Origin of the sequence: Agrobacterium rubi TR3 = NBRC 13261, from assembly GCF_000739935.1 — a bacterium.
GTDB classification, from domain to species: Bacteria; Pseudomonadota; Alphaproteobacteria; order Rhizobiales; family Rhizobiaceae; genus Agrobacterium; species Agrobacterium rubi.
This window is the reverse complement of the sequence record NZ_BBJU01000014.1, coordinates 91,427-112,540: the sequence shown is the minus strand read 5'-3', so window position 1 is coordinate 112,540 and position 21,114 is coordinate 91,427. Positions and strand designations below refer to the sequence as shown.

General features: G+C 57.6%; 20 protein-coding genes. 5 read left to right on the top strand and 15 right to left on the bottom strand.

Going from position 1 to position 21,114, the window contains the following annotated elements; all coding sequences use genetic code 11:
• Positions 1–78: 78 nt before the first annotated feature.
• The 8 genes from hflX to dusB all read right to left on the bottom strand — a co-directional run bounded on the left by hflX (position 79) and on the right by dusB (position 10,830).
• Positions 79–1,407 carry a GTPase HflX gene (hflX, locus tag RRU01S_RS11655; RefSeq protein WP_045230446.1) on the bottom strand — a complete coding sequence of 443 codons (1,329 nt, stop codon included), beginning with the start codon at positions 1,405–1,407 and terminating at the stop codon, positions 79–81.
• A gap of 201 nt (positions 1,408–1,608) precedes the next feature.
• Positions 1,609–1,851, bottom strand: a complete 243-nt coding sequence (gene hfq, locus RRU01S_RS11650; RefSeq protein WP_003496145.1) for an RNA chaperone Hfq — start codon at positions 1,849–1,851, stop codon at positions 1,609–1,611.
• 188 nt (positions 1,852–2,039) lie between these two features.
• Complete coding sequence (gene trkA / locus RRU01S_RS11645) at positions 2,040–3,416, bottom strand: Trk system potassium transporter TrkA (RefSeq protein ID WP_045230445.1); 1,377 nt, start codon at positions 3,414–3,416, stop codon at positions 2,040–2,042.
• A gap of 37 nt (positions 3,417–3,453) precedes the next feature.
• Positions 3,454–4,818 (bottom strand): nitrogen assimilation response regulator NtrX, encoded by a 1,365-nt coding sequence (gene ntrX / locus RRU01S_RS11640; protein ID WP_045230444.1) that lies wholly within the window; start codon positions 4,816–4,818, stop codon positions 3,454–3,456.
• On the bottom strand, positions 4,808–7,078 hold the full coding sequence (locus tag RRU01S_RS11635; RefSeq protein WP_045230443.1) for a sensor histidine kinase NtrY-like: 2,271 nt from the start codon (positions 7,076–7,078) through the stop codon (positions 4,808–4,810). Before RRU01S_RS11635 ends, ntrX begins: the two co-directional genes overlap by 11 nt.
• A 142-nt stretch (positions 7,079–7,220) precedes the next feature.
• Positions 7,221–8,672, bottom strand: coding sequence for a nitrogen regulation protein NR(I) (gene ntrC / locus RRU01S_RS11630; RefSeq protein ID WP_045230442.1), 1,452 nt, complete (start codon positions 8,670–8,672; stop codon positions 7,221–7,223).
• Positions 8,669–9,817 carry a two-component system sensor histidine kinase NtrB gene (locus RRU01S_RS11625; protein ID WP_045230441.1) on the bottom strand — a complete coding sequence of 383 codons (1,149 nt, stop codon included), beginning with the start codon at positions 9,815–9,817 and terminating at the stop codon, positions 8,669–8,671. The genes ntrC and RRU01S_RS11625 overlap by 4 nt, the downstream gene beginning before the upstream one ends.
• Positions 9,814–10,830 (bottom strand): tRNA dihydrouridine synthase DusB, encoded by a 1,017-nt coding sequence (dusB, locus tag RRU01S_RS11620; protein ID WP_045230440.1) that lies wholly within the window; start codon positions 10,828–10,830, stop codon positions 9,814–9,816. The genes RRU01S_RS11625 and dusB overlap by 4 nt, the downstream gene beginning before the upstream one ends.
• Positions 10,831–11,082: 252 nt before the next feature.
• Between dusB and RRU01S_RS11615 the strand changes: the two genes are divergently transcribed.
• Together RRU01S_RS11615 and RRU01S_RS11610 are read left to right on the top strand one after the other, a co-directional pair.
• The gene (locus RRU01S_RS11615; protein ID WP_045230621.1) at positions 11,083–12,270 is read left to right on the top strand and encodes a bifunctional 2-C-methyl-D-erythritol 4-phosphate cytidylyltransferase/2-C-methyl-D-erythritol 2,4-cyclodiphosphate synthase; all 1,188 of its coding nucleotides are present in this window, start codon (positions 11,083–11,085) and stop codon (positions 12,268–12,270) included.
• Positions 12,267–12,770 (top strand): CinA family protein, encoded by a 504-nt coding sequence (locus RRU01S_RS11610; RefSeq protein ID WP_045230439.1) that lies wholly within the window; start codon positions 12,267–12,269, stop codon positions 12,768–12,770. Before RRU01S_RS11615 ends, RRU01S_RS11610 begins: the two co-directional genes overlap by 4 nt.
• On the opposite strand, the gene RRU01S_RS11605 is transcribed toward RRU01S_RS11610, so the two are convergent.
• Complete coding sequence (locus tag RRU01S_RS11605) at positions 12,758–13,207, bottom strand: type II toxin-antitoxin system RatA family toxin (RefSeq protein WP_045230438.1); 450 nt, start codon at positions 13,205–13,207, stop codon at positions 12,758–12,760. The two genes, RRU01S_RS11610 and RRU01S_RS11605, sit on opposite strands and share 13 nt — an antisense overlap.
• 9 nt (positions 13,208–13,216) lie before the next feature.
• Positions 13,217–13,786, bottom strand: a complete 570-nt coding sequence (locus RRU01S_RS11600; RefSeq protein WP_045230437.1) for a P-loop NTPase family protein — start codon at positions 13,784–13,786, stop codon at positions 13,217–13,219.
• A gap of 121 nt (positions 13,787–13,907) precedes the next feature.
• On the opposite strand from RRU01S_RS11600, the gene RRU01S_RS11595 reads away from it, so the two are divergent.
• The 3 genes from RRU01S_RS11595 (at position 13,908) to RRU01S_RS11585 (ending at position 15,927) form a co-directional block, all read left to right on the top strand.
• Entirely contained in the window at positions 13,908–14,090 is a 183-nt protein-coding gene (locus tag RRU01S_RS11595; protein ID WP_045230436.1) for a hypothetical protein, read from the top strand.
• Positions 14,091–14,190: 100 nt separating this feature from the next.
• Positions 14,191–14,931 (top strand): helix-turn-helix transcriptional regulator, encoded by a 741-nt coding sequence (locus RRU01S_RS11590; protein WP_045230620.1) that lies wholly within the window; start codon positions 14,191–14,193, stop codon positions 14,929–14,931.
• A gap of 63 nt (positions 14,932–14,994) precedes the next feature.
• Complete coding sequence (locus tag RRU01S_RS11585; RefSeq protein WP_045230435.1) at positions 14,995–15,927, top strand: DMT family transporter; 933 nt, start codon at positions 14,995–14,997, stop codon at positions 15,925–15,927.
• 250 nt (positions 15,928–16,177) lie between these two features.
• Here the strand turns inward: RRU01S_RS11585 and lipA are convergent, their stop codons facing one another.
• The 5 genes from lipA to RRU01S_RS11560 form a co-directional block, all read right to left on the bottom strand.
• On the bottom strand, positions 16,178–17,149 hold the full coding sequence (lipA, locus tag RRU01S_RS11580; protein WP_045230434.1) for a lipoyl synthase: 972 nt from the start codon (positions 17,147–17,149) through the stop codon (positions 16,178–16,180).
• Between the two features lie 30 nt (positions 17,150–17,179).
• Positions 17,180–17,428, bottom strand: coding sequence for a GlsB/YeaQ/YmgE family stress response membrane protein (locus tag RRU01S_RS11575; protein ID WP_042619429.1), 249 nt, complete (start codon positions 17,426–17,428; stop codon positions 17,180–17,182).
• Between the two features lie 79 nt (positions 17,429–17,507).
• Complete coding sequence (lpdA, locus tag RRU01S_RS11570) at positions 17,508–18,953, bottom strand: dihydrolipoyl dehydrogenase (RefSeq protein ID WP_045230433.1); 1,446 nt, start codon at positions 18,951–18,953, stop codon at positions 17,508–17,510.
• Positions 18,954–19,015: 62 nt separating this feature from the next.
• Positions 19,016–19,660, bottom strand: a complete 645-nt coding sequence (locus tag RRU01S_RS11565) for an SGNH/GDSL hydrolase family protein (protein WP_045230432.1) — start codon at positions 19,658–19,660, stop codon at positions 19,016–19,018.
• Between the two features lie 60 nt (positions 19,661–19,720).
• Positions 19,721–21,112 carry a pyruvate dehydrogenase complex dihydrolipoamide acetyltransferase gene (locus RRU01S_RS11560; RefSeq protein WP_045230431.1) on the bottom strand — a complete coding sequence of 464 codons (1,392 nt, stop codon included), beginning with the start codon at positions 21,110–21,112 and terminating at the stop codon, positions 19,721–19,723.
• Positions 21,113–21,114 lie beyond the last annotated feature (2 nt).

The following is a 21,114-nucleotide window of genomic DNA, read 5'->3' as shown; positions in this document are numbered from 1 at the left end:
GATAATTAGAACGGATATATCGTAATCCTCACTAGACTTGGCATATTCGTTCCAAAACGCTGATTGGTCTACGAACCTCTAAGCGCCCCGCTCTTCGGGAACAGACTTGTTTGGGTGACCCAACCGGCGGTCGAGTTCGAGCGCCTGCGCGTCAGACAGACGGACATCCAGAGTGACGGAGCCATCCTCATTATCCTGACGTCCATCGACGATGGCGTTGCTGTAGACCCACGACAAAAGCTGGAGCTGATCGACGTCGAGGACAACGGAGCTTTCCACCAGAACGCCTGACAGACGCTGCGATATCTCGTCCATCAACGCATCGACGCCCTCGCCGGTAATCGCGGACACAGCGCGCACATTGGCACGTCCTTCTGCCTTGTGCATCATCGCGTCGTGGGTTTCGGTATCAAGCCTGTCGACCTTGTTCCAGACTTCGATGATCCGCTCATCGGCAACTTTTTCGTCGATTCCAAGATCACTCAGAATGCGCAGAACGTCAGCAGATTGCGCGCCGTTGTCGGGATCGGACATATCCCGCACATGCAGGATAAGGTCCGCTTCCAGAACCTCTTCCAGCGTCGCACGGAACGCGGCAACTAGATGGGTGGGCAGATCGGAGATGAAGCCCACCGTGTCGGACATGATGACAGTGCGACCATGCGGCAGTTTCATCCGGCGCAAAGTCGGGTCCAGAGTGGCGAAGAGCATGTCTTCAGCTAGGACACCGGCACCCGTCACGCGATTGAACAGTGTCGATTTACCGGCATTGGTATAACCAACTAGCGCCACGATGGGATGCGGCACCTTGCGGCGTTTGGCACGGTGCAGTTGGCGCGTGCGAACGACCTGCTCCAGCTCGCGCTCCAGCTTGACGATACGGTCCTGCAGCAAACGACGGTCGGCTTCGATCTGTGTTTCACCGGGACCACCCATGAAACCTGCACCGCCGCGCTGCCGCTCCAAGTGGGTCCAACTTCTAACGAGTCGGCCCTTCTGATAATTCAGGTGGGCGAGATCGACCTGAAGCGTACCTTCCTTGGTCGAAGCGCGACGGCCGAAGATTTCCAAGATAAGACCTGTCCGGTCGATGACCTTCGCGTTCCACTCTTTTTCGAGATTGCGCTGCTGAACCGGCGTCAACGGATGATCGATGATCACGAGGCCGGAGTCGGTTTCGTCCAGAAGCTGGCCGATTTCCTCTATCTTGCCGCTGCCAAACAGCGTGGCTGGACGTGGTTGATTGACGGGAACGATCAGACCTTGGGAAACGTGGAGGTCGATGGCGAGTGCCAGACCCTTGGCTTCCTCAAGCTTGGCTTCCATTGAACGCGGAGGCGTCGTGGCAGAGGCTTCCTTAGGAGTTCGACCCTGTTTCAAAACCGGGATAATGACCACAGCGCGCATGTCATCCCGACGCTTTTCCAGTTCCGGGATAATGGATTCGTTCGATGTATCGCGTGTAGAAATGTGCCCGTACCTTTCGGATCGTTTTGAAATCGCTCATCACAGATATAAGAGCGCATGCACTGCAAAACAACGGCTCCTCGTTCAAGGTTCCGTTGTTTGTAAAATCAGGAATGTCGTGGTGCCGTCGTGGCCGCCGCTTTACGCAGCGCCTTCTTCGGACTCGAACATCTGCATCGGCTGGCCCGGCATGATGGTCGAGATCGCGTGCTTGTAGACGAGCTGCGAGTGCCCATCACGACGAAGCAGAACGCAGAAATTATCGAAGGATGTGACAACACCCGTCAGTTTAACACCGTTGATGAGAAATATTGTCAGCGAGATCTTTTGCTTGCGAACTGTGTTCAGGAAAAGATCTTGCAGGTTTTGAGAACGTTCCGCCATGGCGCCGATTCTTTCTTTTTTGCCCGGATGGGAGACCGGGAATAAACAATCAATAATAGGATCGATCCAACCTCGTCCCCGTGTCAGCCGATCAGCAACTCTGGTATCAAATCACGATCTGTTCCGCAACGTCGAAAAACTTACCCGGATTTATCAAGGACACGCTTTTTCGTTTCATACACAATGTTTTAGAAATATTGAATGGATACACGAAAGAGCTGCTCCACCTCACGCACCGCATCCGACGACGCAAACAGGATGACGCGGTCTTTCGCCTTGATTGTCGTGCTGCCATCCGGTCGGATCACGGTCTTGTCGCGGTAAATGACACCGATGCGAACGCCCTCTGGCAACTCCATGTCACGTAACGCCTGCCCCACCAGCGGCGACGTATCCAAGGCCTCGGCCTCGATGATTTCGCCATTGCCGCGCTGCACCGCATAGACCGATCGGATGCGGCCTTTTCGAACATGTTGCAGCACCCGCGAAATGGTGACGGCACGCGGATTGATGAAGGCATCCAACCCCAGCGATTTCGCGACATCATGAAAGGATGGGCCATTCAGCAGCGCAAGGTTGGATTTGCAGCCCAGTTGCTTGGCCATCACGGCGCCCAGGATATTGGTCTGATCGTTGTTGGTCAGCGTCACAATCAGATCCGCGTCCTGAATATCGGCCTGGTTCAGGATTTTCTGGTCCAGCACCGAGCCGTTTAGGACAATCGTCGAATTCAGTTTTTCGGATGCAGCAATAGCCCGATCCCGATCGGCCTCGATGATCTTGACGCGCGTTTTCGGCTGAACATCCTCGATGCAGCGCGCTACATATTGGCCGATGTTGCCACCGCCGGCGATGACGATCCGGGCCGCCTCTTTTTCTTCATGGCCGAAAAGACCGAGCGTACGGCGTGCGTGCTGGCGCTGGCAGATGACATAGGCCAAATCGCCGGTGCGAAGCTGCTCTGAGGAATCGATAGCCTTCAGATGACCGTTGCGATAGACGCCGACTACAGTCGCGATCAGGTCCGGAAAGAGATGACTGAGCTGCTGCAACGGCGTGTTGATGACAGGACAGTCCTCCATGCACTCGATGGCCAGCATGAAGACATTGTCGTCGGCAAAGCGCACCACATCCGTCGCACCCGGAAAGGCAATGCGCCGCAGCACCATCTTGCCGACCTCGATCTCAGGCGAGATGGTGACATCGATGGACATATTCTCGCGGCTGAACAGGTCGCCATACTCAGGCTGAAGGTAGCTCTGATCGCGGATGCGGGCGACCTTAGTGGGCACGCTGAACAGTGCGTGTGCCACTTCACAGGCGACAATGTTGATCTCATCGTAAAGTGTGACCGCGATGATCATGTCGGCTTGATCGGCACCCGCTTTCGCCAGCATATCCGGATGCGCGCCGTGGCCCACATAGCCGCGCACATCGAGCGTTTCAGTGATCGCCGCGATCAGGGCCGCCGAGGTATCGATAACGGAGACCTCATTGTCCTCACGCGACAATTGCTCCGCAATGCCGTAACCCACCTGGCCTGCGCCGCAAATGATGACTTTCATACGCTCTCTCTACGGACCAGACGGCAGCTTTGGATCGTTATACGCCGAGCGACTTCAATTTGCGATGCAGCGCCGAGCGTTCCATGCCGACAAATTCCGCCGTGCGGGAAATATTGCCGCCGAACCGGTTGATCTGGGCCACGAGATAATCCCGCTCGAACATCTCACGCGCCTCTCGCAAGGGCAGCGTCATGATGTGTTGATCGCCCTGGGCTGCAATCTTCGGAAGCATATCACCGATATCGGCAGGCAACATGTCGGCTGAAATCGGCGTGTCGACACCATCGGGACGCGCAAGAATCATCAGCCGTTCGATGTTGTTGCGCAGCTGACGGATATTGCCGGGCCAGTCATGGGTCTGCAGAACGGCCATGGCATCATCGCCGATCTTGCGCGGACGGATGCCGGCCTGCTCGGAAATCTGGCGCATGAACATGTCCACGAGAAAAGGAATATCCTCACGACGCTCGGACAGGGCCGGAACCTTTACCGGAACCACAGCGAGACGATGGTACAGGTCTTCGCGGAACATGCCGTCTGCGATCAGCCCTTCGAGGTTGTGGGCCGTGGACGAGATGATGCGGACATCCACCTTCACCCGCTTACCGCCCCCGACGCGCTCGAACTGTTGATCGACCAGAACCCGCAAAATCTTGTTTTGCGTTTCGCGCGGCATCTCACCGACTTCATCAAGGTAGAGAACGCCGCGATGCGCCTCTTCTAGCGCACCGACCTTGCGGGGCTGGCCGGGCAGACCTTCGGTGCCGAACAGTGCGATTTCCATGCGGTCAGGCGTGATCGTAGCGGCATTCAAGGCCACGAATGGTCCGGTCGCCCGCGACGACTTCTTGTGAATCATCCGCGCCACCAGTTCCTTGCCGGAACCGGAAGGACCAAGAATCATGATGCGGCTATTGGTGGGCGATACGCGGTCGATGGTCTGGCGTAGCTGTGATACGGCGAGCGAAGCGCCGATCAGTTCAACCGCATCGCCCGTACGCTTTTTTAGCTCGGATACCTCGCGCTTCAGCTTGGAGTTTTCCAGCGCCCGCTCGGCAATCAGAATCAGGCGGTCGGCCTTGAAGGGTTTTTCGATGAAGTCGAAAGCACCGCGCTTGATGGCATTGACGGCGGTTTCGATATTGCCGTGACCGGAAATCATCACCACAGGAAGTTCAGGGTGACGGTTCTTGATCTCGTCCAGCAGCGCCAAGCCATCCAGCTTGCTGCCCTGCATCCAGATATCCAGGAAGATCAGCCGTGGAACGCGCTCGGAAATGGCAGCAAGGGCACTGTCGCTGTCAAACGCCATGCGTGTTTCGTGGCCCTCATCGGACAGAATGCCGGCTACAATTTCGCGGATATCCGCTTCGTCATCTACGACCAGAATGTCAGACGCCATATGCAACTTCCTTGTCTCTTTCGCTGGCCGCCACTTCGACATGCGGCAACAGCACTCTGATCATGGCACCATGGCCATGATCGAAATCGGCGGGCGCATCATGCAACTCCAGATGACCGCCGTGTTCTTCAATGATTTTCTTGACGATGGCGAGACCGAGGCCCGTGCCCTTCTCTCGCATCGTCATATAGGGCTCCAGAATGCGGTGACGGTTTTCGACCGGAAGGCCGCGACCATTGTCGATGACGTCAGCAATGAAGCGATTGTTGTGCTCGTCAAAGGATGCGCGAACGACGATCTTACCCTTGCGCGGTGTGTCGCTCGTCTCGACCGACTCGATAGCCTCTGTCGCATTCTTGATGAGGTTGCCGAAGGCCTGCCCCAGCATGCGCGAGTCGAACATGCCTTCCAGCGGCTCATCACCCAGCTCTGTTGCGAATTCGATATGCGCAGCGCCCATTTCCCGCAGGAATGTGGCATCCTTGAGAACCGTGCGCAGATCCGACATTTCCTTGGTCGGCTTCGGCATACGGGCAAAAGCCGAGAATTCATCGACCATGCGGCCAATGTCGCCCACCTGGCGCACGATGGTGTCCGTACACTGGTCGAACACAGCGCGGTCCGCCTCATCATGGATTTGCTTGCCAAACCGGCGCTTGATGCGTTCGGCAGAAAGCTGGATGGGCGTCAGCGGGTTCTTGATTTCATGGGCGATGCGCCGCGCTACTTCCGACCACGCGGTAGAGCGCTGCGCGATCAGGAGATCGGTAATGTCATCCAGCGTGATGACGTAGGATTCGTGTCCGTCGCGCGCGTCTTCACGGGTGACCTGAACGTTGAGCGTGCGTTCTTTACCGCGCCTGACGATGTTGATCTGGTGGCGAAAATCCATGCGCGCGGAGGCAGCAGCTTCGGTCACGACATGTTCGATCTCAGGTGCCACCTCCACCAGCGGTGACCCCACCAGCTGTTCGGAAGATACGGCCAGAAACTCTTCCGCAGACGGGTTTGCAATCGTGATATTGCGATGCTCATCCACTCCGATCACAGCCGCCGTTACCCCTGACAGCACCGCTTCGATAAAGCGACGACGGTTATCGATGTCATCCTTGGCCTCGATGATTTCGTCCTGCTGGCTGCGGATCTCGGAAATCATCTTGTTGAAGGTCCGCGCCAGGCGACCAACGTCACCATCAACGGCACGTACCGGCACCAGCACATGCATGTTGCCCATGGCGACGCTATCTGCCGCGCTGATCAGAAGGCGAATGGGCCGCACGATCCGGTCCGCAACCGCGATAGCGGTCCAGATGGCAGCCAGAAGCACGATCAGCGCAAAACCGAGATAGAGAATGGCAAAGGCGATTTGCAGCGGCGCACGACCTGCCTCCATCGCGTTATATTCGGCGCGGTTTTCCTCCATCAGCCGCATGGCCGACATGACCTTGGGGTCAACCGCTCGCACGGTGTAAAGGAAGGTGCCGCCAATGCCTTCAAGCTTGATTATCGCACCGACGAGGTTGGTAACGCCGGGCGGAATGAGGGTTGGCTGGCCAGCACCGGCCTTTTCGAGCGCATCCTGCGGAATGGCGGGCAGTGGCTTTTCGGTCTTGATATCGGCCTGCACAACGGCATCGCCGTCCTGTTGCACCAGAAATGCCCCAAGAAGGCCGCGGCCCTTGGCCTGCCGCGTCATCAGTTCCACAAAGCCGGTGCGGTCGAGATAGAAAAGCGCGCGGTTGCGATCGAGGTCTGTCGCCATGGAGAGCGTCTGGCCCTGCAAATAACCGGCATTTTCCAGCATATAGGCCTGGGCGATGTTGCTGGAGGAATCAACGATGGCTTGTGTGCGCAGGGCAAACCAACGGTCGAGACCGACATTCAGCGTGATACTGGCAAAGATCGCCACCAGCACGGCAGGCGTGATCGCGACGATGGAAAAAAGAGCGACGATGCGCACATGGAGCCGGGCTGCCGCCCTGCCCCGACGCCGCGCCTTCATCAGGCGGTTGATCTCCCGGCCAATGAGATACATTAGACCGATCACGAACAGGGAATTGATGATGACCGAGGCGATGACGACGTTGGTTGTGGGCGCGATCGGGGTTAGTCCCAGCAGCACGAAGAGTGTCAGCATCGCGCATATCAACGCAACGCCCGCGAGCACGAGCCCTGGGAAAGCAAAAGACATCCGCCTGTCGGCAATAACTATATCGGCCGACGCACGGTCGGAAACCTTATCGGCGACAGGTTTGCGCATCGATCATTTCCCAAGCCGCTTTATGCGGCATCACAGTCTTGCAAGAGAGAACGCCGCTTATCAGCGAATCTAAACGTCCCCGTGATTTTCAAGCAACACTTTGTGGCGAAAATGCAACGACACACAGGTCTTGTCAACACGCTCAGGCGGTTCTCGAGCTTCGGTAGACCGATACACCCAACTCGCGAATCTTCTTGCGCAGGGTATTTCGGTTCAACCCTAGCAAATCCGCAGCCTTGATCTGGTTGCCGCGGGTGGCCGTCAGGGCAGCGAGGATGAGCGGATACTCCATTTCGCGTAAGACGCGATCATAAAGGCCCGGTGGAGGTAGGCTTTCACCGAATCCGGAGAAGTAATCCCGCATGTTTTCTTCCACGGCCTGCGAAATGGTCAGCGAGCCATTGCGGGTTGCTGTGCGGTCAATCGGGCTGTCGGGAACATCGGATTGAAGCTCCTGCTCAATGATCTCCCGAGTAATAACTTCCTGTGGATAAAGCGCCATCAAACGGCGAATAAGGTTTTCCAGCTCCCGCACATTGCCCGGCCACGCATAGGCTTTCATGAGTTCCAAGGCTTCGGTTTCGAAACGCTTGCCCTCGAGCCCTTCCTTTTCACCCGTCTGGATGAAGTGGCGAACGAGGTCGGGAATGTCTTCCGCGCGGTCCCGCAAAGGCGGCAGGCGCAATGGCACGACGTTAAGGCGGTAATAGAGGTCTTCGCGGAACAGACCTTGATTGATCGAGGTCTTCAAATCCTTGTTGGTGGCAGCAACGATTCGAACATCGGTGCGGATCGGCGTGCGCCCGCCGACGGTGGTATATTCTCCCTGCTGCAACACACGAAGCAGCCGGGTCTGCGCATCCATCGGCATATCGCCGATTTCGTCGAGAAACAGTGTCCCGCCCTCGGCCTGTTCGAACCGACCGGTAGACCGGTTCTGTGCGCCGGTGAAGGCACCTTTTTCATGGCCGAAGAGTTCGGATTCGATCAGGTCACGCGGAATGGCGGCCATGTTGATGGCGACAAACGGTCCGTTGCGGCGCTTTCCATAATCGTGAAGCGCGCGTGCAACCAGTTCTTTACCCGTGCCGGATTCACCTGTGATCATCAGCGTCAGATCGGTCTGCATCAGACGTGCCAGCACGCGGTAGATTTCCTGCATGGCGGCAGAACGACCGACCAGCGGCATACCATCCTGCATATCGTCATCAAGCTTGGCAGGCTTACGCTTCGGCTCGGACAGCGCCCGCCCGATGATGGCAATCAGCTCCGTCAGGTCGAAGGGCTTGGGCAGATAGTCATAGGCACCTTTTTCAGAGGCCTTGATGGCCGTCATGAACGTGTTCTGGGCGCTCATCACCAGCACCGGCAGGTCGGGTCGTGCCTTCTTAATGCGCGGCAAAAGGTCGAATGCATTTTCATCCGGCATCACCACGTCGGTGACGACAAGATCGCCCTCCCCCGCAGACACCCAGCGCCACAGCGTGGCAGCGTTGGAGGTGATCCGCACGTCATACCCGGCACGGCTGAGAGCCTGATTGAGGACGGTACGGATGGCCGCGTCATCATCGGCCACGAGAATCGTTGCTGTCATCGATTAAGTCCTGTCGGGTTCGGCAAAATGCTGTCGTCTACCGCCACTTCGGGGGAAACGGGCATCAAAACGCGGAAAGTCGTGCGATGGTTCTGGCTGTCGCATTCCACGATACCGCCATGGGCACCGATGAGTTTTGCGACAAGGGCAAGGCCGAGGCCGGAACCGTTGGTTTTGGTCGTAATGAACGGGTCGAAAAGATGCGGCACGAGATCGGTGGGAACGCCGGGACCGTTATCGACCACGCAAAATTCCAGCGGCAACGAGATACGCTCGCGCGTGCCTGCAACAGACAAGCGAATGCCGGGACGGTAAGCCGTCGTCAGAATGATTTCGCCGTCGGGCTGGTTGCTGACTGCTTCTGCCGCATTCTTCACCAGATTGAGGAAGACCTGCACCAGCTGGTCGCGATTGGCATAGACCGGAGGTAAAGAAGGATCGTAGTTTTCGCTGATCTTGACGTTGCGGGCAAAGCCAGCCTTCGCCACTGCCTTCACATGGTCCAGAACCGAGTGGATGTTGATCGGCATACGATCAACGGGGCGTTCGTCGGAGAAAATCTCCATACGATCCACCAATGATACGATGCGATCGGTCTCATCGCAGATCAAACGTGTCAGCGCCCTGTCTTCGTCGGGAACCGAGGTTTCCAGCAGCTGAGCCGCACCACGAATACCCGAAAGCGGGTTCTTGATTTCATGCGCCAACATGGAAGCAAGGCCGGTGACGGAACGGGCAGCGGCACGATGTGTCAACTGACGATCGATCTTGTCGGCCATCGAGCGTTCCTGAAAGACCACAACGACCGAGCCCGGCTCGCTGACCACAGGTGCAACGTAGAGGTCAACGAGCTTGTCCTGCCCCAAACGCGGCGACGACAGATCGACACGGTATTCGTTGACCGGCGCACGGCGCTCACGCACCTGATCGATCAGGGCGAGCAACGGGCTTCCGAACGGAATGAAAGTGGAAATGCGATAACGCGCCAAGTGCGTGGCGCTCGCGCCGAAAAAGGCCTCCGCCTCCCAATTGGCAAAAGCGACGAAACCCTCGCCATCCACGAGGATAACCGGGTTTTGCACCGCATTGAGAACGGCCATGGCCAGCACGTTGTTGCCGCCGGGTGGTGCGGTTTCCTTGCTCATGCGGCCTGCCTCGCGGCAGAGGTTTCCGCGCCCTGTTGCAGGGAGCAACGCAGCAGTGCCGTCACCTGCGCCGTGTTTTTCGATGTCATGATGTCAACCTTGTCATCTGTCTTCATGTCAGGCGCAAACCGATCCAGATACCATCCAAGATGTTTGCGCGCGTGACGAAGCCCGGCTTCAATGCCGTAAAATTCCAGCATCATCTCGTAATGTTCGACTGCGATATCGGCAATCTGCTCCGGCGGCGGTGGCGCATGGCCTGCAAGAACGGCTGGCAACCACGGCTGACCCTGTGCCCCTCGCCCCACCATGACGGCGTCCGCACCCGAGCGGCGCAGGATTTCCGAAGCGTCAGTGGATGTTTCCACATCGCCATTGGCAATCAACGGCACAGAAATCACATCGCGCACCGTCTTGATCGCATCCCAATCGGCACGGCCTTCGTAAAACTGCATGCGCGTGCGTCCGTGGATGGTGATGAGCTTGACGCCAGCGGCTTCAGCGCGCGCCGCAATCTCCGGCGCGTTGATGGAATCATGATCCCAGCCCAACCGCATTTTCAGCGTCACCGGCACATCGACAGCTTTGACGGTGGCTTCGATCAGGCTGAGGGCATGGTCGGGCTCGCGCATCAGCGCGGAACCCGAATAACCGCCCGTCACCTTCTTGGCGGGACACCCCATGTTGATATCGATGATGCCAGCACCGTTATCCGCCGAGATTTTGGCCGCCTCGGCCATCCAGTGCGCCTCACGCCCGGCAAGCTGCACCATATGAGGAACCATGCCCGCATTCTTCAGCCGCGCCCACGATTCTCCCCGGTTGGCCACAAGCTCACGGCTGGCGACCATTTCCGTCACGACAAGGCCAGCCCCAAACCGCCAGGCAAGCTTGCGAAACGGCAGATCAGTCACGCCAGACATGGGCGCGAGCACCGCCCGATTGCGAACGGTGACAGTGTCGATCTGAAATGGGTCTGACAGCGTCGGATTGGGCAAATGGTGAACTTTCATGCATTTTTGAAATTTGCATTATTTTTAGACAGTGTTTGTGCCCTTGCCAAGCACTTTCGCTGACATATTCGTTTGTTTTTTTGATTTGCCATTTTGCGGGAAAGGGAAAGCAAAATGGAAGACGTCGGGAGCTTGGTCGCGACCGGAACTCCGCGCATTCCCACTGGCCATTCGTTTTCTAAAACGCTAGACCACCCGTGTAAACCTTTGAAGAAATGCATAAACGACATAGGTTCAATGCAGGAACGTTCTATGAAAATCGGTATCGTAATCGTGGCGGCAGGACGTGGCGAACGCGCAGGCGCACCGGAAGAAGGTCCCAAACAGTACCGTCCCATCGGCGGCCGGGCCGTCATCGAGCACACGCTTGCCCGTTTTCTGGACTGGCCACAGGCTACGCATATCGTGGTCGTTACCCATGCCGATGACGGTGCTTTGTTCGAGCCTATCGCCAGACGGCTGAATGCTGGCGAGCGGATCAGCACCGTGACGGGTGGCCAGACGCGTCAGCAATCGGTTCTGGCAGGACTGGAAGCGCTCGATAACCAAAACATCACGCATGTCATGATCCATGACGCTGTGCGCCCTTTCATCGACGCCGACCTCCTGCAACGCGTCGCTGACGCCCTCTCGGCTGGCGCAAACGCCGTTCTGCCTGCGGTACCGGTTGCCGATACGTTGAAGCGTGGCAATGACGGCTTCGTTGGTGAGACCGTGTCACGGGCCAATCTTTACGCGGCACAGACACCGCAATCCTTCGATTACGCGTCCATTCTAACAGCACATAGAAATGCCGCCTCGTCCGGTCGCAGCCACTTCACAGACGACGCCGCGATCGCCGAATGGGCAGGCATCCCTGTGAAGCTGGTGGATGGGCTTGTCGATAATGTAAAACTGACGTTGAAACGGGATATCGCCATGGCCGATGAAAAGCTTGTCCACGGGTTGCCGGACGTGCGCACGGGCAATGGGTACGACGTGCACCAACTGGGCGACGGCGACGGCGTGACGCTCTGCGGCATTTTCATTCCGCATGATCAGAAACTGATGGGCCATTCGGATGCCGATGTCGCGCTTCATGCGCTGACTGACGCGCTGCTCGCGACGTGCGGGGCTGGCGATATCGGCGATCACTTCCCGCCATCCGACATGCAATGGAAAGGCGCCGCATCGCGCATCTTTCTGGAACACGCCGCAAAGGTCGTTCGCGGCAATGGCGGCACAATCATGAATGCGGATGTCTCGCTGATTGCAGAAGCACCGCGCGTCGGCCCACACCGACAGGCCATGCGAGAAAACCTGGCCGATATTCTCGACATCTCGCTCGACCGCTGCTCGGTCAAAGCCACCACCAACGAAACAATCGGCTTTGTCGGGCGCCGCGAAGGCATTGCGGCCATCGCAACGGCAACAGTCGTCTATCGCCAGAGGCCCGCATGAGCCTGTTTCCGGCTGATATCGAGGCGCTGGCCCAGCGCATCATCACGGATTTCACCAGCCGCGGACATATGCTCTCGACGGGGGAAAGCTGCACGGGCGGGCTGATTGCCGGTGCTTTGACGGAAATCGCAGGATCTTCGTCCGTAGTCGACCGTGGCTTCGTGACCTATACCAACGACGCGAAGATGGACATGCTGGGCGTGGCTGCCGTTACATTGGAAAGTTTTGGCGCTGTGTCCAAGGAGACAGCGCTTCAGATGGCGCATGGTGCGCTGTATCGATCACGCGCGCAGTTTTCCATTGCCGTCACGGGCATCGCAGGTCCAGGTGGCGGTTCGCCGCTCAAGCCGGTTGGCCTCGTTCATCTCGCGGCCAAGACGCGTAATGGCCCTGCCCTTCACCGCGAAATGCGCTATGGCGATATCGGGCGCGACCAGGTGCGGCTTTCGACGGTCAAGACAGCGCTCGAGATGCTGATCGAACTGTCTCAGTCCGTGTAAATCTTGTCCGCGCGCGCTTCGAAGGCTTCGGCAAACATGCGGAACGCGCGGTCAAACATCGAGCCCATCACGGCACCCAGAAAACGGCTTTTGAACTCGTAGTCGATGAAAAAGTAAACCGAGCAGCCGCCATTTTCGCCCGGTTCGAAACGCCAGCGATTGTCGAGATATTTGAATGGGCCATCCAGATATTTTACATCGATGGCAGAGTCGTCCGGCTTCAGCAGGACCTGCGTCGTGAAGGTTTCACGGATAGCCTTGTAGCCCACCGTCATATCGGCAACCAGCAATGTCTTGGTGTCTCGCTCTTTTCTAGAACGAACGGTCAAGCCATCGCAAAGTGGCAGAAATTGCGGATACTTCTCCACATCGGCAACGAGATTATACATCTGTTCGGGAGAGTGTTTGACAGGGCGGCGGGTTTCGAATTGCGGCATGAAGGGCAGTTAATGCGCCGCGCGAACAAGATCAAGAAGCTGACGCGCCTGTGCTCTGGATTTCACCTGAAATATTGGCACCTGTGGACCGTAAAGTTCGAAATTGCGCAGGAATTTGGGCGCATGGTGTTTCTCGAAGTTCCAGATGTAGCTGAGGAACTTCCTGTCGGGTAAAGGTTCGCGGCACCCTTCTGCCATATGAGGCCGTACCGTTCCGTAATATCTGGCCACCCGCTTTGCGATATCCATCAGGCAGGTGACGCGCGGCAATCGCATCCATATCACGATGTCCGTTCTTGGTAGCCGCAACTCGAATGTGGAAGGACCGGAGCCATCCAGCAACCAGCGTTCACGACGGACGATATCTTCGAGGATACGGCGCTGCTCACCGGCCTCGCGTTGCGTCCATCCGGAAATCCATCTTACATCACGGTCGATCGAGAAATATTCCAGTCCCCGATGAGAGGCCAGCCCCTGAGAGAGCGTAGTTTTTCCAGCACCGGAAGAGCCGACGACCATGATACGGGATGCCTTGGAAACCAGCGCGGCAGCTTCCTCGATGCTGTTGACGGCAACCATCCTGTTCACCCTTGCATAGCAGTTTGCAGAAATTGACTATTGCAACCCGACCGGGCTCGGCGTTATTTAACAACAGCAGCGATTGCAGCCTTGGGATGCAACTAAACAACCGAGTGATACGATGGACGATTTTGCCAACATCATCAACCTTCTGGAATCCGCAAAACAGCTGGCATCCATGAACAGCATGCCCATGCTCGCCTATCTCATCGATGTCGCCAAATGCGAGGCACGTGAGAACAAGCCGGTGCTGCGCAAGCGCAAGCGTGGCGAATCGACGGTGAAGCAGGAAGCGGAAGCCTGAGATATCGGCTTTCGGTTTCCCGTCCCGCATGCGATAATCGAAACAATCAGTGGCCGCGTCGCGGCCATATTTCGTCTCAGGGCAAATGGAAGGTGCACACATGGAGACCGTGTCTGTCGATCTCCGGTCCTACGCGCAAGAGCGCCCCAGGGAACGCCACGGTTTCGTGCAACTCGTCTTTCCCGTCTCAGGTCAGCTTGAAATCGATGTCTGTGGTTTGCAGGAGAGGTTGTCGCCTTCGCGCGGTGTTCTGATTCATAGCGGGGCGCTTCATACCCAACAGGGTGAAGGCCCGAACCGCTCTCTGATCGTTGATATGGAAGAGGCCAAAGTGTCTCCCAAAATCCTTGACACCTTCTCGTCCAGCCCTTTTATCGACCTGAACCGCACAACGCTGCGCCTCATCCACCATATGCGCCAAATCATGCAGACGCATGCCCGTCAGCTAGCACGCGATTCGCTTTTGGCCCGCATACTCGTTGAAAATCTGGTCGAGGACAGCCCGGATATCATATCCCGCCTGTCTGTTCTCAAAGCTCTGGTAGAACTCGAGCCATTCATGCCGTGGAGCCTCGAGCGCATGGCGCATCAGGCCGATATCAGCGTCAGCCGGTTGCACGCCATTTTCCGGGAACAGTTCGACCAGACGCCACATCTGTGGCTCTCCGATATCCGCATGAAGAAGATATGTGCGCTTTTGGCGAGCTCGACTCTACCCATTGCCGAGATTGCCGATAAAGCCGGTTTTTCCGATCAAACGGCCCTCACCCGCGCTATGAAGAAAGCGATGGGCACCACGCCCGCCGTCTATCGCCGCGAATTTTCGCCGCTGCCGCAGTAGTTTATGTCAAGACACCCCCTTCGCCGCCGTGGCAGATAACGCCCGGCAACGAATGGACATGGCATGAACAAGACTGGTCTCGGCGTATTTTATGGCATGCTGGCGGGTGCGCTCTGGGGCGGCATTTTTCTGGCTCCAAAGCTCATTCCTGACGGCTTCACGCCCTTGCAGCTTTCGACGGCGCGATACCTGACCTACGGCGTCATAGCCTTGATCCTGATCGCCCCGAAAATCCGCCGTGTCGCGTCGCGTTTCGGCAAGACGGAATGGATCGCGTTGGGGTGGCTGAGCCTCATCGGCAACATCGTCTATTACGTCTTCATCTCGACCGCGGTGCAGTTCAGCGGCGTGGCATTCACCTCGATCATCATCGGCTTTCTGCCCGTGGCCGTCACTATCATCGGAAGTCGCGATCACGGAGCCGTATCCCTGAAACGCCTCTGGCCATCGCTTCTCTTCGGAGCAATCGGCATCTTCGGGATATCCTGGCAGTCCCTGTCAGAGGGTCAAGGTGGTTTCGATCTTACCAAGATCATCGGTCTCGCCTGCGCTCTCGGTGCGCTCGCTTCGTGGACGTCCTTCGCGATCGGCAATGCCCGGTGGCTGACGCGCCTGCATGATGTCAGCGCCGACGAATGGAACCTGATGACCGGCGTGGTTACCGGCGGACTGGCCCTGACCCTCGCCATCCCCGCCTTCGGTTTCAGCGCAGATGTCCATAGCGGTTCGGACTGGCTGCAATTCACCGCCGTCGCCATTGGCCTCGGCATCTCCGCGTCCATCTTCGGCAACGCACTGTGGAACCGTATGAGCCGCCTGCTTCCGCTGACGATGGTGGGGCAGATGATTCTGTTCGAGACGCTGTTTGCGTTGCTCTATGGCTTCATATGGGAACAGCGCGGGCCGACGCTGATCGAGAGCGCGGCGATTGTGTCCGTTGTGGTGAGTGTGTTGTTGTGCATGCAGGCGCATCGACCGGCGAAGGTGCATGGGTGATGTGGCGAGAGTACCAGCTAGTTGTCAGCAATTACTTCTGCTGAGCGCGTGGCATATTCCTTCTTCATGCTGAGGTGCTTTGGCCGCAGGCCTAAGCCTCGAAGCATCCCGACCAAGAACTCAACCATGCGGCCCGCAACCCACGTCCTTCGAGGCCCCTTTGGGGCACCTCAGGATGAGGGTTGCTGCGTTGCGCCGAGGACCCATAATTTGAAAGGCTGGTAGCATTGCACGTTCGAGCGACGATTGCTCACTCAGCAGCAGCCAACAATTTCCGCTCCCGGTTCGCACGCAGCCGCTCGAAGTCATCGCCGGCATGGTGCGAAGAGCGGGTCAGCGGGCTGGATGCGACCATCAGGAAGCCCTTGGTATAGGCAATCGTCTCGTAGGACTTGAACTCTTCCGGCGTGACATAAGCCTCCACCTTGTGGTGCTTGCGCGTCGGCTGCAGGTATTGGCCGATCGTGAGGAAATCCACGTCTGCGCTGCGCAGGTCATCCATCAGTTGCAACACTTCGTTGCGCTCTTCACCCAGACCGACCATGATGCCGGACTTGGTGAACATTGTGGGGTCCAGTTCCTTCACGCGTTGCAACAGCCGCACGGAGTGGAAGTAACGCGCGCCGGGACGAACCGTGAGATAGTTGCCAGGCACGGTTTCCATGTTGTGGTTGAACACATCGGGCTTGGCGGCTACGACACGTTCCAACGCGCCCGGCTTCTTCAGGAAGTCCGGTGTCAGAATTTCGATGGTCGTGTTCGGTGAGGATGCGCGGATCGCCCAGATCACCTTTTCGAAATGCTCAGCGCCACCGTCGGCCAGATCGTCACGGTCCACCGATGTAATGACGACGTGGCTCAGGCCCATCTGCTTCACGGCCTTGGCGACATTTTCAGGCTCCAGCATATCCAGCGCATTCGGCTTGCCGGTCGAGACGTTGCAGAAAGCGCAGGCGCGGGTGCAGATTTCACCCATGATCATGAAGGTCGCGTGCTTCTTTTCCCAGCACTCGCCGATATTCGGACAGCCAGCTTCCTCACAAACCGTCACCAGCTTGTGGGAGCGCACCAGTTCACGCGTCTCGTGATAGCCCTTGGATGTCGGCGCTTTCACGCGAATCCATTCCGGCTTGCGCATGACTTCGGTGTCGGGACGATGCGCCTTTTCCGGGTGGCGGATGCGCTTTTCGTCCTGCGATGTCCTGTCGAGAATAGTGACCATGAGTAACCTGCTTCTACCGTTTTGAACGGTTTAACGCCTGACCAGCTTGGCGAGGAATAACAGAAGGCTTGCGCCCAAGAAAGATGTGACGAAATATCCGAGCCTGCTGTCCTGCACGAAAACGTCGAATGTGCGCAGCACCGCAACTGCTACGACCGAACCGACAATGCCCAGCACGATGTTCATGAAAATGCCGAAGCGCATATCCATGAGCTTGCCCGCCAACCAACCGGCCAAACCACCGATGATAATGGCCGCTATCCAGCCTACACTTTCCATTTCGAACTCCCGTCAACCATCCTTCAACGACATATGGTATACCCGGTTTGCCAAGGCAATCCCGGGTATCGCCGGGTAGTTATGCGTTCAGCACGCGCCCATAGGCGTCCAGCACGCTTTCCTTCATCATTTCCGACAGCGTCGGATGCGGGAAGATCGTGTGCATCAGTTCTTCTTCCGTCGTCTCCAGGTTCATGGCGACAACGAAGCCCTGGATGAGTTCGGTCACTTCCGCACCCACCATATGCGCACCGATCAGTTCGCCGGTCTTCTTGTCAAAGATGGTCTTGACCATGCCCTGATCTTCACCCAGAGCAATCGCCTTGCCGTTGGCCGCAAAGGAGTAACGACCGACACGAATTTCGCGTCCCTGCTCCTTCGCCTTGGCTTCTGTCAGACCAACCGAGGCGACCTGCGGGTTGCAATAGGTGCAGCCGGGGATTTTCAGCTTGTCCATGGGGTGAACATTCGGCAGACCGGCGATTTTCTCGATGCAGATCACACCCTCATGCTCTGCCTTGTGCGCCAGCATTGGTGGGCCTGCGACGTCGCCGATAGCGTAGAGACCGGGAACATTGGTCTTGCCGTAGCCGTCGATGACCACGCAGCCACGATCCGTCTTGACGCCGAGCGCCTCCAGACCGAGATTCTCGATATTGCCCTGGACGCCAACAGCCGAAATCAGGCGATCAGCCGTGATCTTCTGCACCTTGCCGTCCTTGGTTTCGACATGGGCGGTGATCGAGTCGGAACCCTTTTCAACCTTGGAAACTTTGGCTTCGGTGATGATCTTGAGGCCGCGCTTCTCGAGCTGCTTGCGGGCGAAGGCCGAAATCTCGGCATCTTCCACCGGCATGACATTGGCCATCAGTTCCACCACCGTCACATCCACGCCCATGGAGCGATAGAAGGACGCGAACTCGATGCCGATGGCACCGGAGCCCATGACGACGATGGACTTCGGCATGAAATCCGGCTTCATGGCTTCGAAATAGGTCCAGATCAGCTTGCCATCCGGCTCGATGCCCGGCAGCGCGCGCGGACGCGCACCGGTAGCCACGATGATGTGCTTGGCGGTATAAGTGCCCTCGCCCAAAACGCCCTTCGGAACCGGGTTCTGTGGCTGGACGATAGGCTTGGAAATCTTGCCAACGACGATCTCATTCGCCTTGGTCAGCTTTGCCTCGCCCCAGATGACGTCGATCTTGTTCTTCTTCATCAGGTAGGCAACGCCACCATTGAGGCGCGCAGAAACGCCACGCGAACGGGCGACGACTTCCTTGACGTCAGCGGTAATCGTGCCTTCCAGCTTCAGGCCGTAATTCTTGGCGTGGTTGGAATTATCCAGCACTTCGGCAGAGCGAAGCAGCGCCTTGGTGGGAATGCAGCCCCAATTCAGGCAGATGCCGCCCAGATGCTCGCGCTCGACAATCGCCGTCTTGAGGCCCAATTGCGCAGCACGGATAGCCGTGACGTAGCCGCCCGGACCCGAACCGATAATGATGACGTCATAAGACTGAGCCATGTCTGTTTCCTGCCTTTGTCTTCCCGAGGGCGAAACCATGCCGCAGCCTCAGTCGATTTCTTTTAAAGTCCAAGCATCATGCGAACGACGGGCTCTAGGCCTCTTCCAATCGCACGTGTGTTTTCTGCATCCAGATGAACGCCATCGACAGGCGTCGTCACCGCAACGGAGGCTGCATCGAAAAAGCCGCAGCCCTTCTCATCCGCCATATCTCGATAGAGCGAGCCCATCATCTGCGATTCCTCAACCGCATCGATGAACATGGCAGCGAACATCTCATTGCCTGTTTCGCAAATATGCGGTGCAGACACGATCAGGATTTCCGGCTGCTCGTCATCGAACGACCAAACGTGGCTGCGCACCAAATTGATGAGCCGCTCCACACCCTTCACCGCACCAACAGCGTTGCCGCTACCGATACCGCGTTTCAGATCATTCGTGCCCAGCATGATGATGACGAGATCGAGCGGGGCGTGACTGTGCAGCAGCGTGGGCAGAATACGCGCACCGTTGCGGTCGCAATCAGCCAAATGATCGTCATAAGCCGTGGTCCGACCGTTCAGCCCTTCGGCAATGACATTGACATCCGTTCCCAGCGCTTTTTGCAAAACGCTCGGCCAACGGTCTTCAAAGGCATGACGACCAAGATTTTCGGCGTCGAAACCCCAGGTCAGACTGTCGCCATAGCAAAGAACGGTTTTCGTCATGTCAGCCTCGCGAATGGAGCGAGCCGAAAACCGTTACCCGGCTTCCGGCTCAGCGTTTTTTTACACCAACATGCCCATCGGGTTTTCGATGTAGCGCTTGAAGGCAGATGCGAGTTCTGCACCCAGCGCACCGTCGATGACGCGGTGGTCGAAGGCGAAGGTGGCGGTCATGACCGTACCCACTTCGATCTTGCCACCACGCACAACCGGCTTTTCGACGCCAGCACCAATAGACACGATGGATGCCTGCGGCAGATTGACGATCGAGGTGAAGGATGAGACGCCGAACATGCCGAGGTTGGACACGGATGTGGTGCCGCCCTGGTATTCTTCCGGCTTCAGCTTCTTGTCGCGCGCACGCTTGGCAAGATCCTTGACCTCGTTGGAGATCGCAGACAGCGTCTTCGTCTCGGCACTGCGCACGATTGGCGTGATCAGGCCGTCCGGGATCGACACGGCAACACCGACATCGGCATGCTTATGCAGAACGCGGGCCGTTGATGTCCACGATGCATTCGCCATCGGAACGTCACGCAGCGCAAGCGCCATCGCCTTGATGATGAAGTCGTTGACGGAAAGCTTGAAGGTCGGAACCTCGCCCTTCTCCGTCTTCTTCACCGGAGCGGACGCATTGATCTCGGCACGAAGCTTCAGCATCGCATCGAGTTCGCATTCCATCGAAACCGTGTAGGACGGAACGGTCTGCGTCGACTCCGTCAGGCGCGAGGCGATTGTCTTGCGCATGCCATCATGCGGCAGAAGCTCGTAGGAGCCTTCCGCAAACAGTTTCAGCACGTTTTCGTCCGAAGGACCCTTGGCAGGCGCTGGAGCCGCAGTGCCAGCGGATGGTGCAGCAGCCGGAGCCGCCTTGGCACCGCCGGAAGCGGCGGCCTTCTCGACGTCAGTCTTGACGATACGACCATGCGGGCCGGAACCGGACACACCAGACAGATCAAGACCGGCATCCTTTGCCAGACGACGGGCCAGTGGAGACGCAAAGATGCGCTCGCCGGATTTCGACATAGGTGCTGGCGTGGAAGGTGCCGGACCCTGATCCGCAACCGGATTTTCAGCCTTAGCAGGAGCAGCTTCCGTCTTTTCTTCCTTCGGTGCTTCAGCCTTTGCAGCGTCCTGCCTCGGTGCTTCGGCTTTCGCCTCGGCCTTTGCAGGTGCAGCGTCACCGCCCTTGGCAGCGTCAGCCACATCTTCGCCTTCTGCAGCTAGGATTGCGATCACGGCATTGACCTTGACGGCCTCGGAACCAGCTGGAACGACCAGCTTGGCAACGACGCCTTCGTCAACGGCTTCCACTTCCATGGTAGCCTTGTCCGTTTCGATCTCGGCAATCACGTCGCCGGGACCAACCTTATCGCCTTCCTTGACCAGCCATTTGGTGAGATTTCCCTCTTCCATGGTTGGCGAAAGGGCAGGCATTGTGATGTTGATAGGCATGA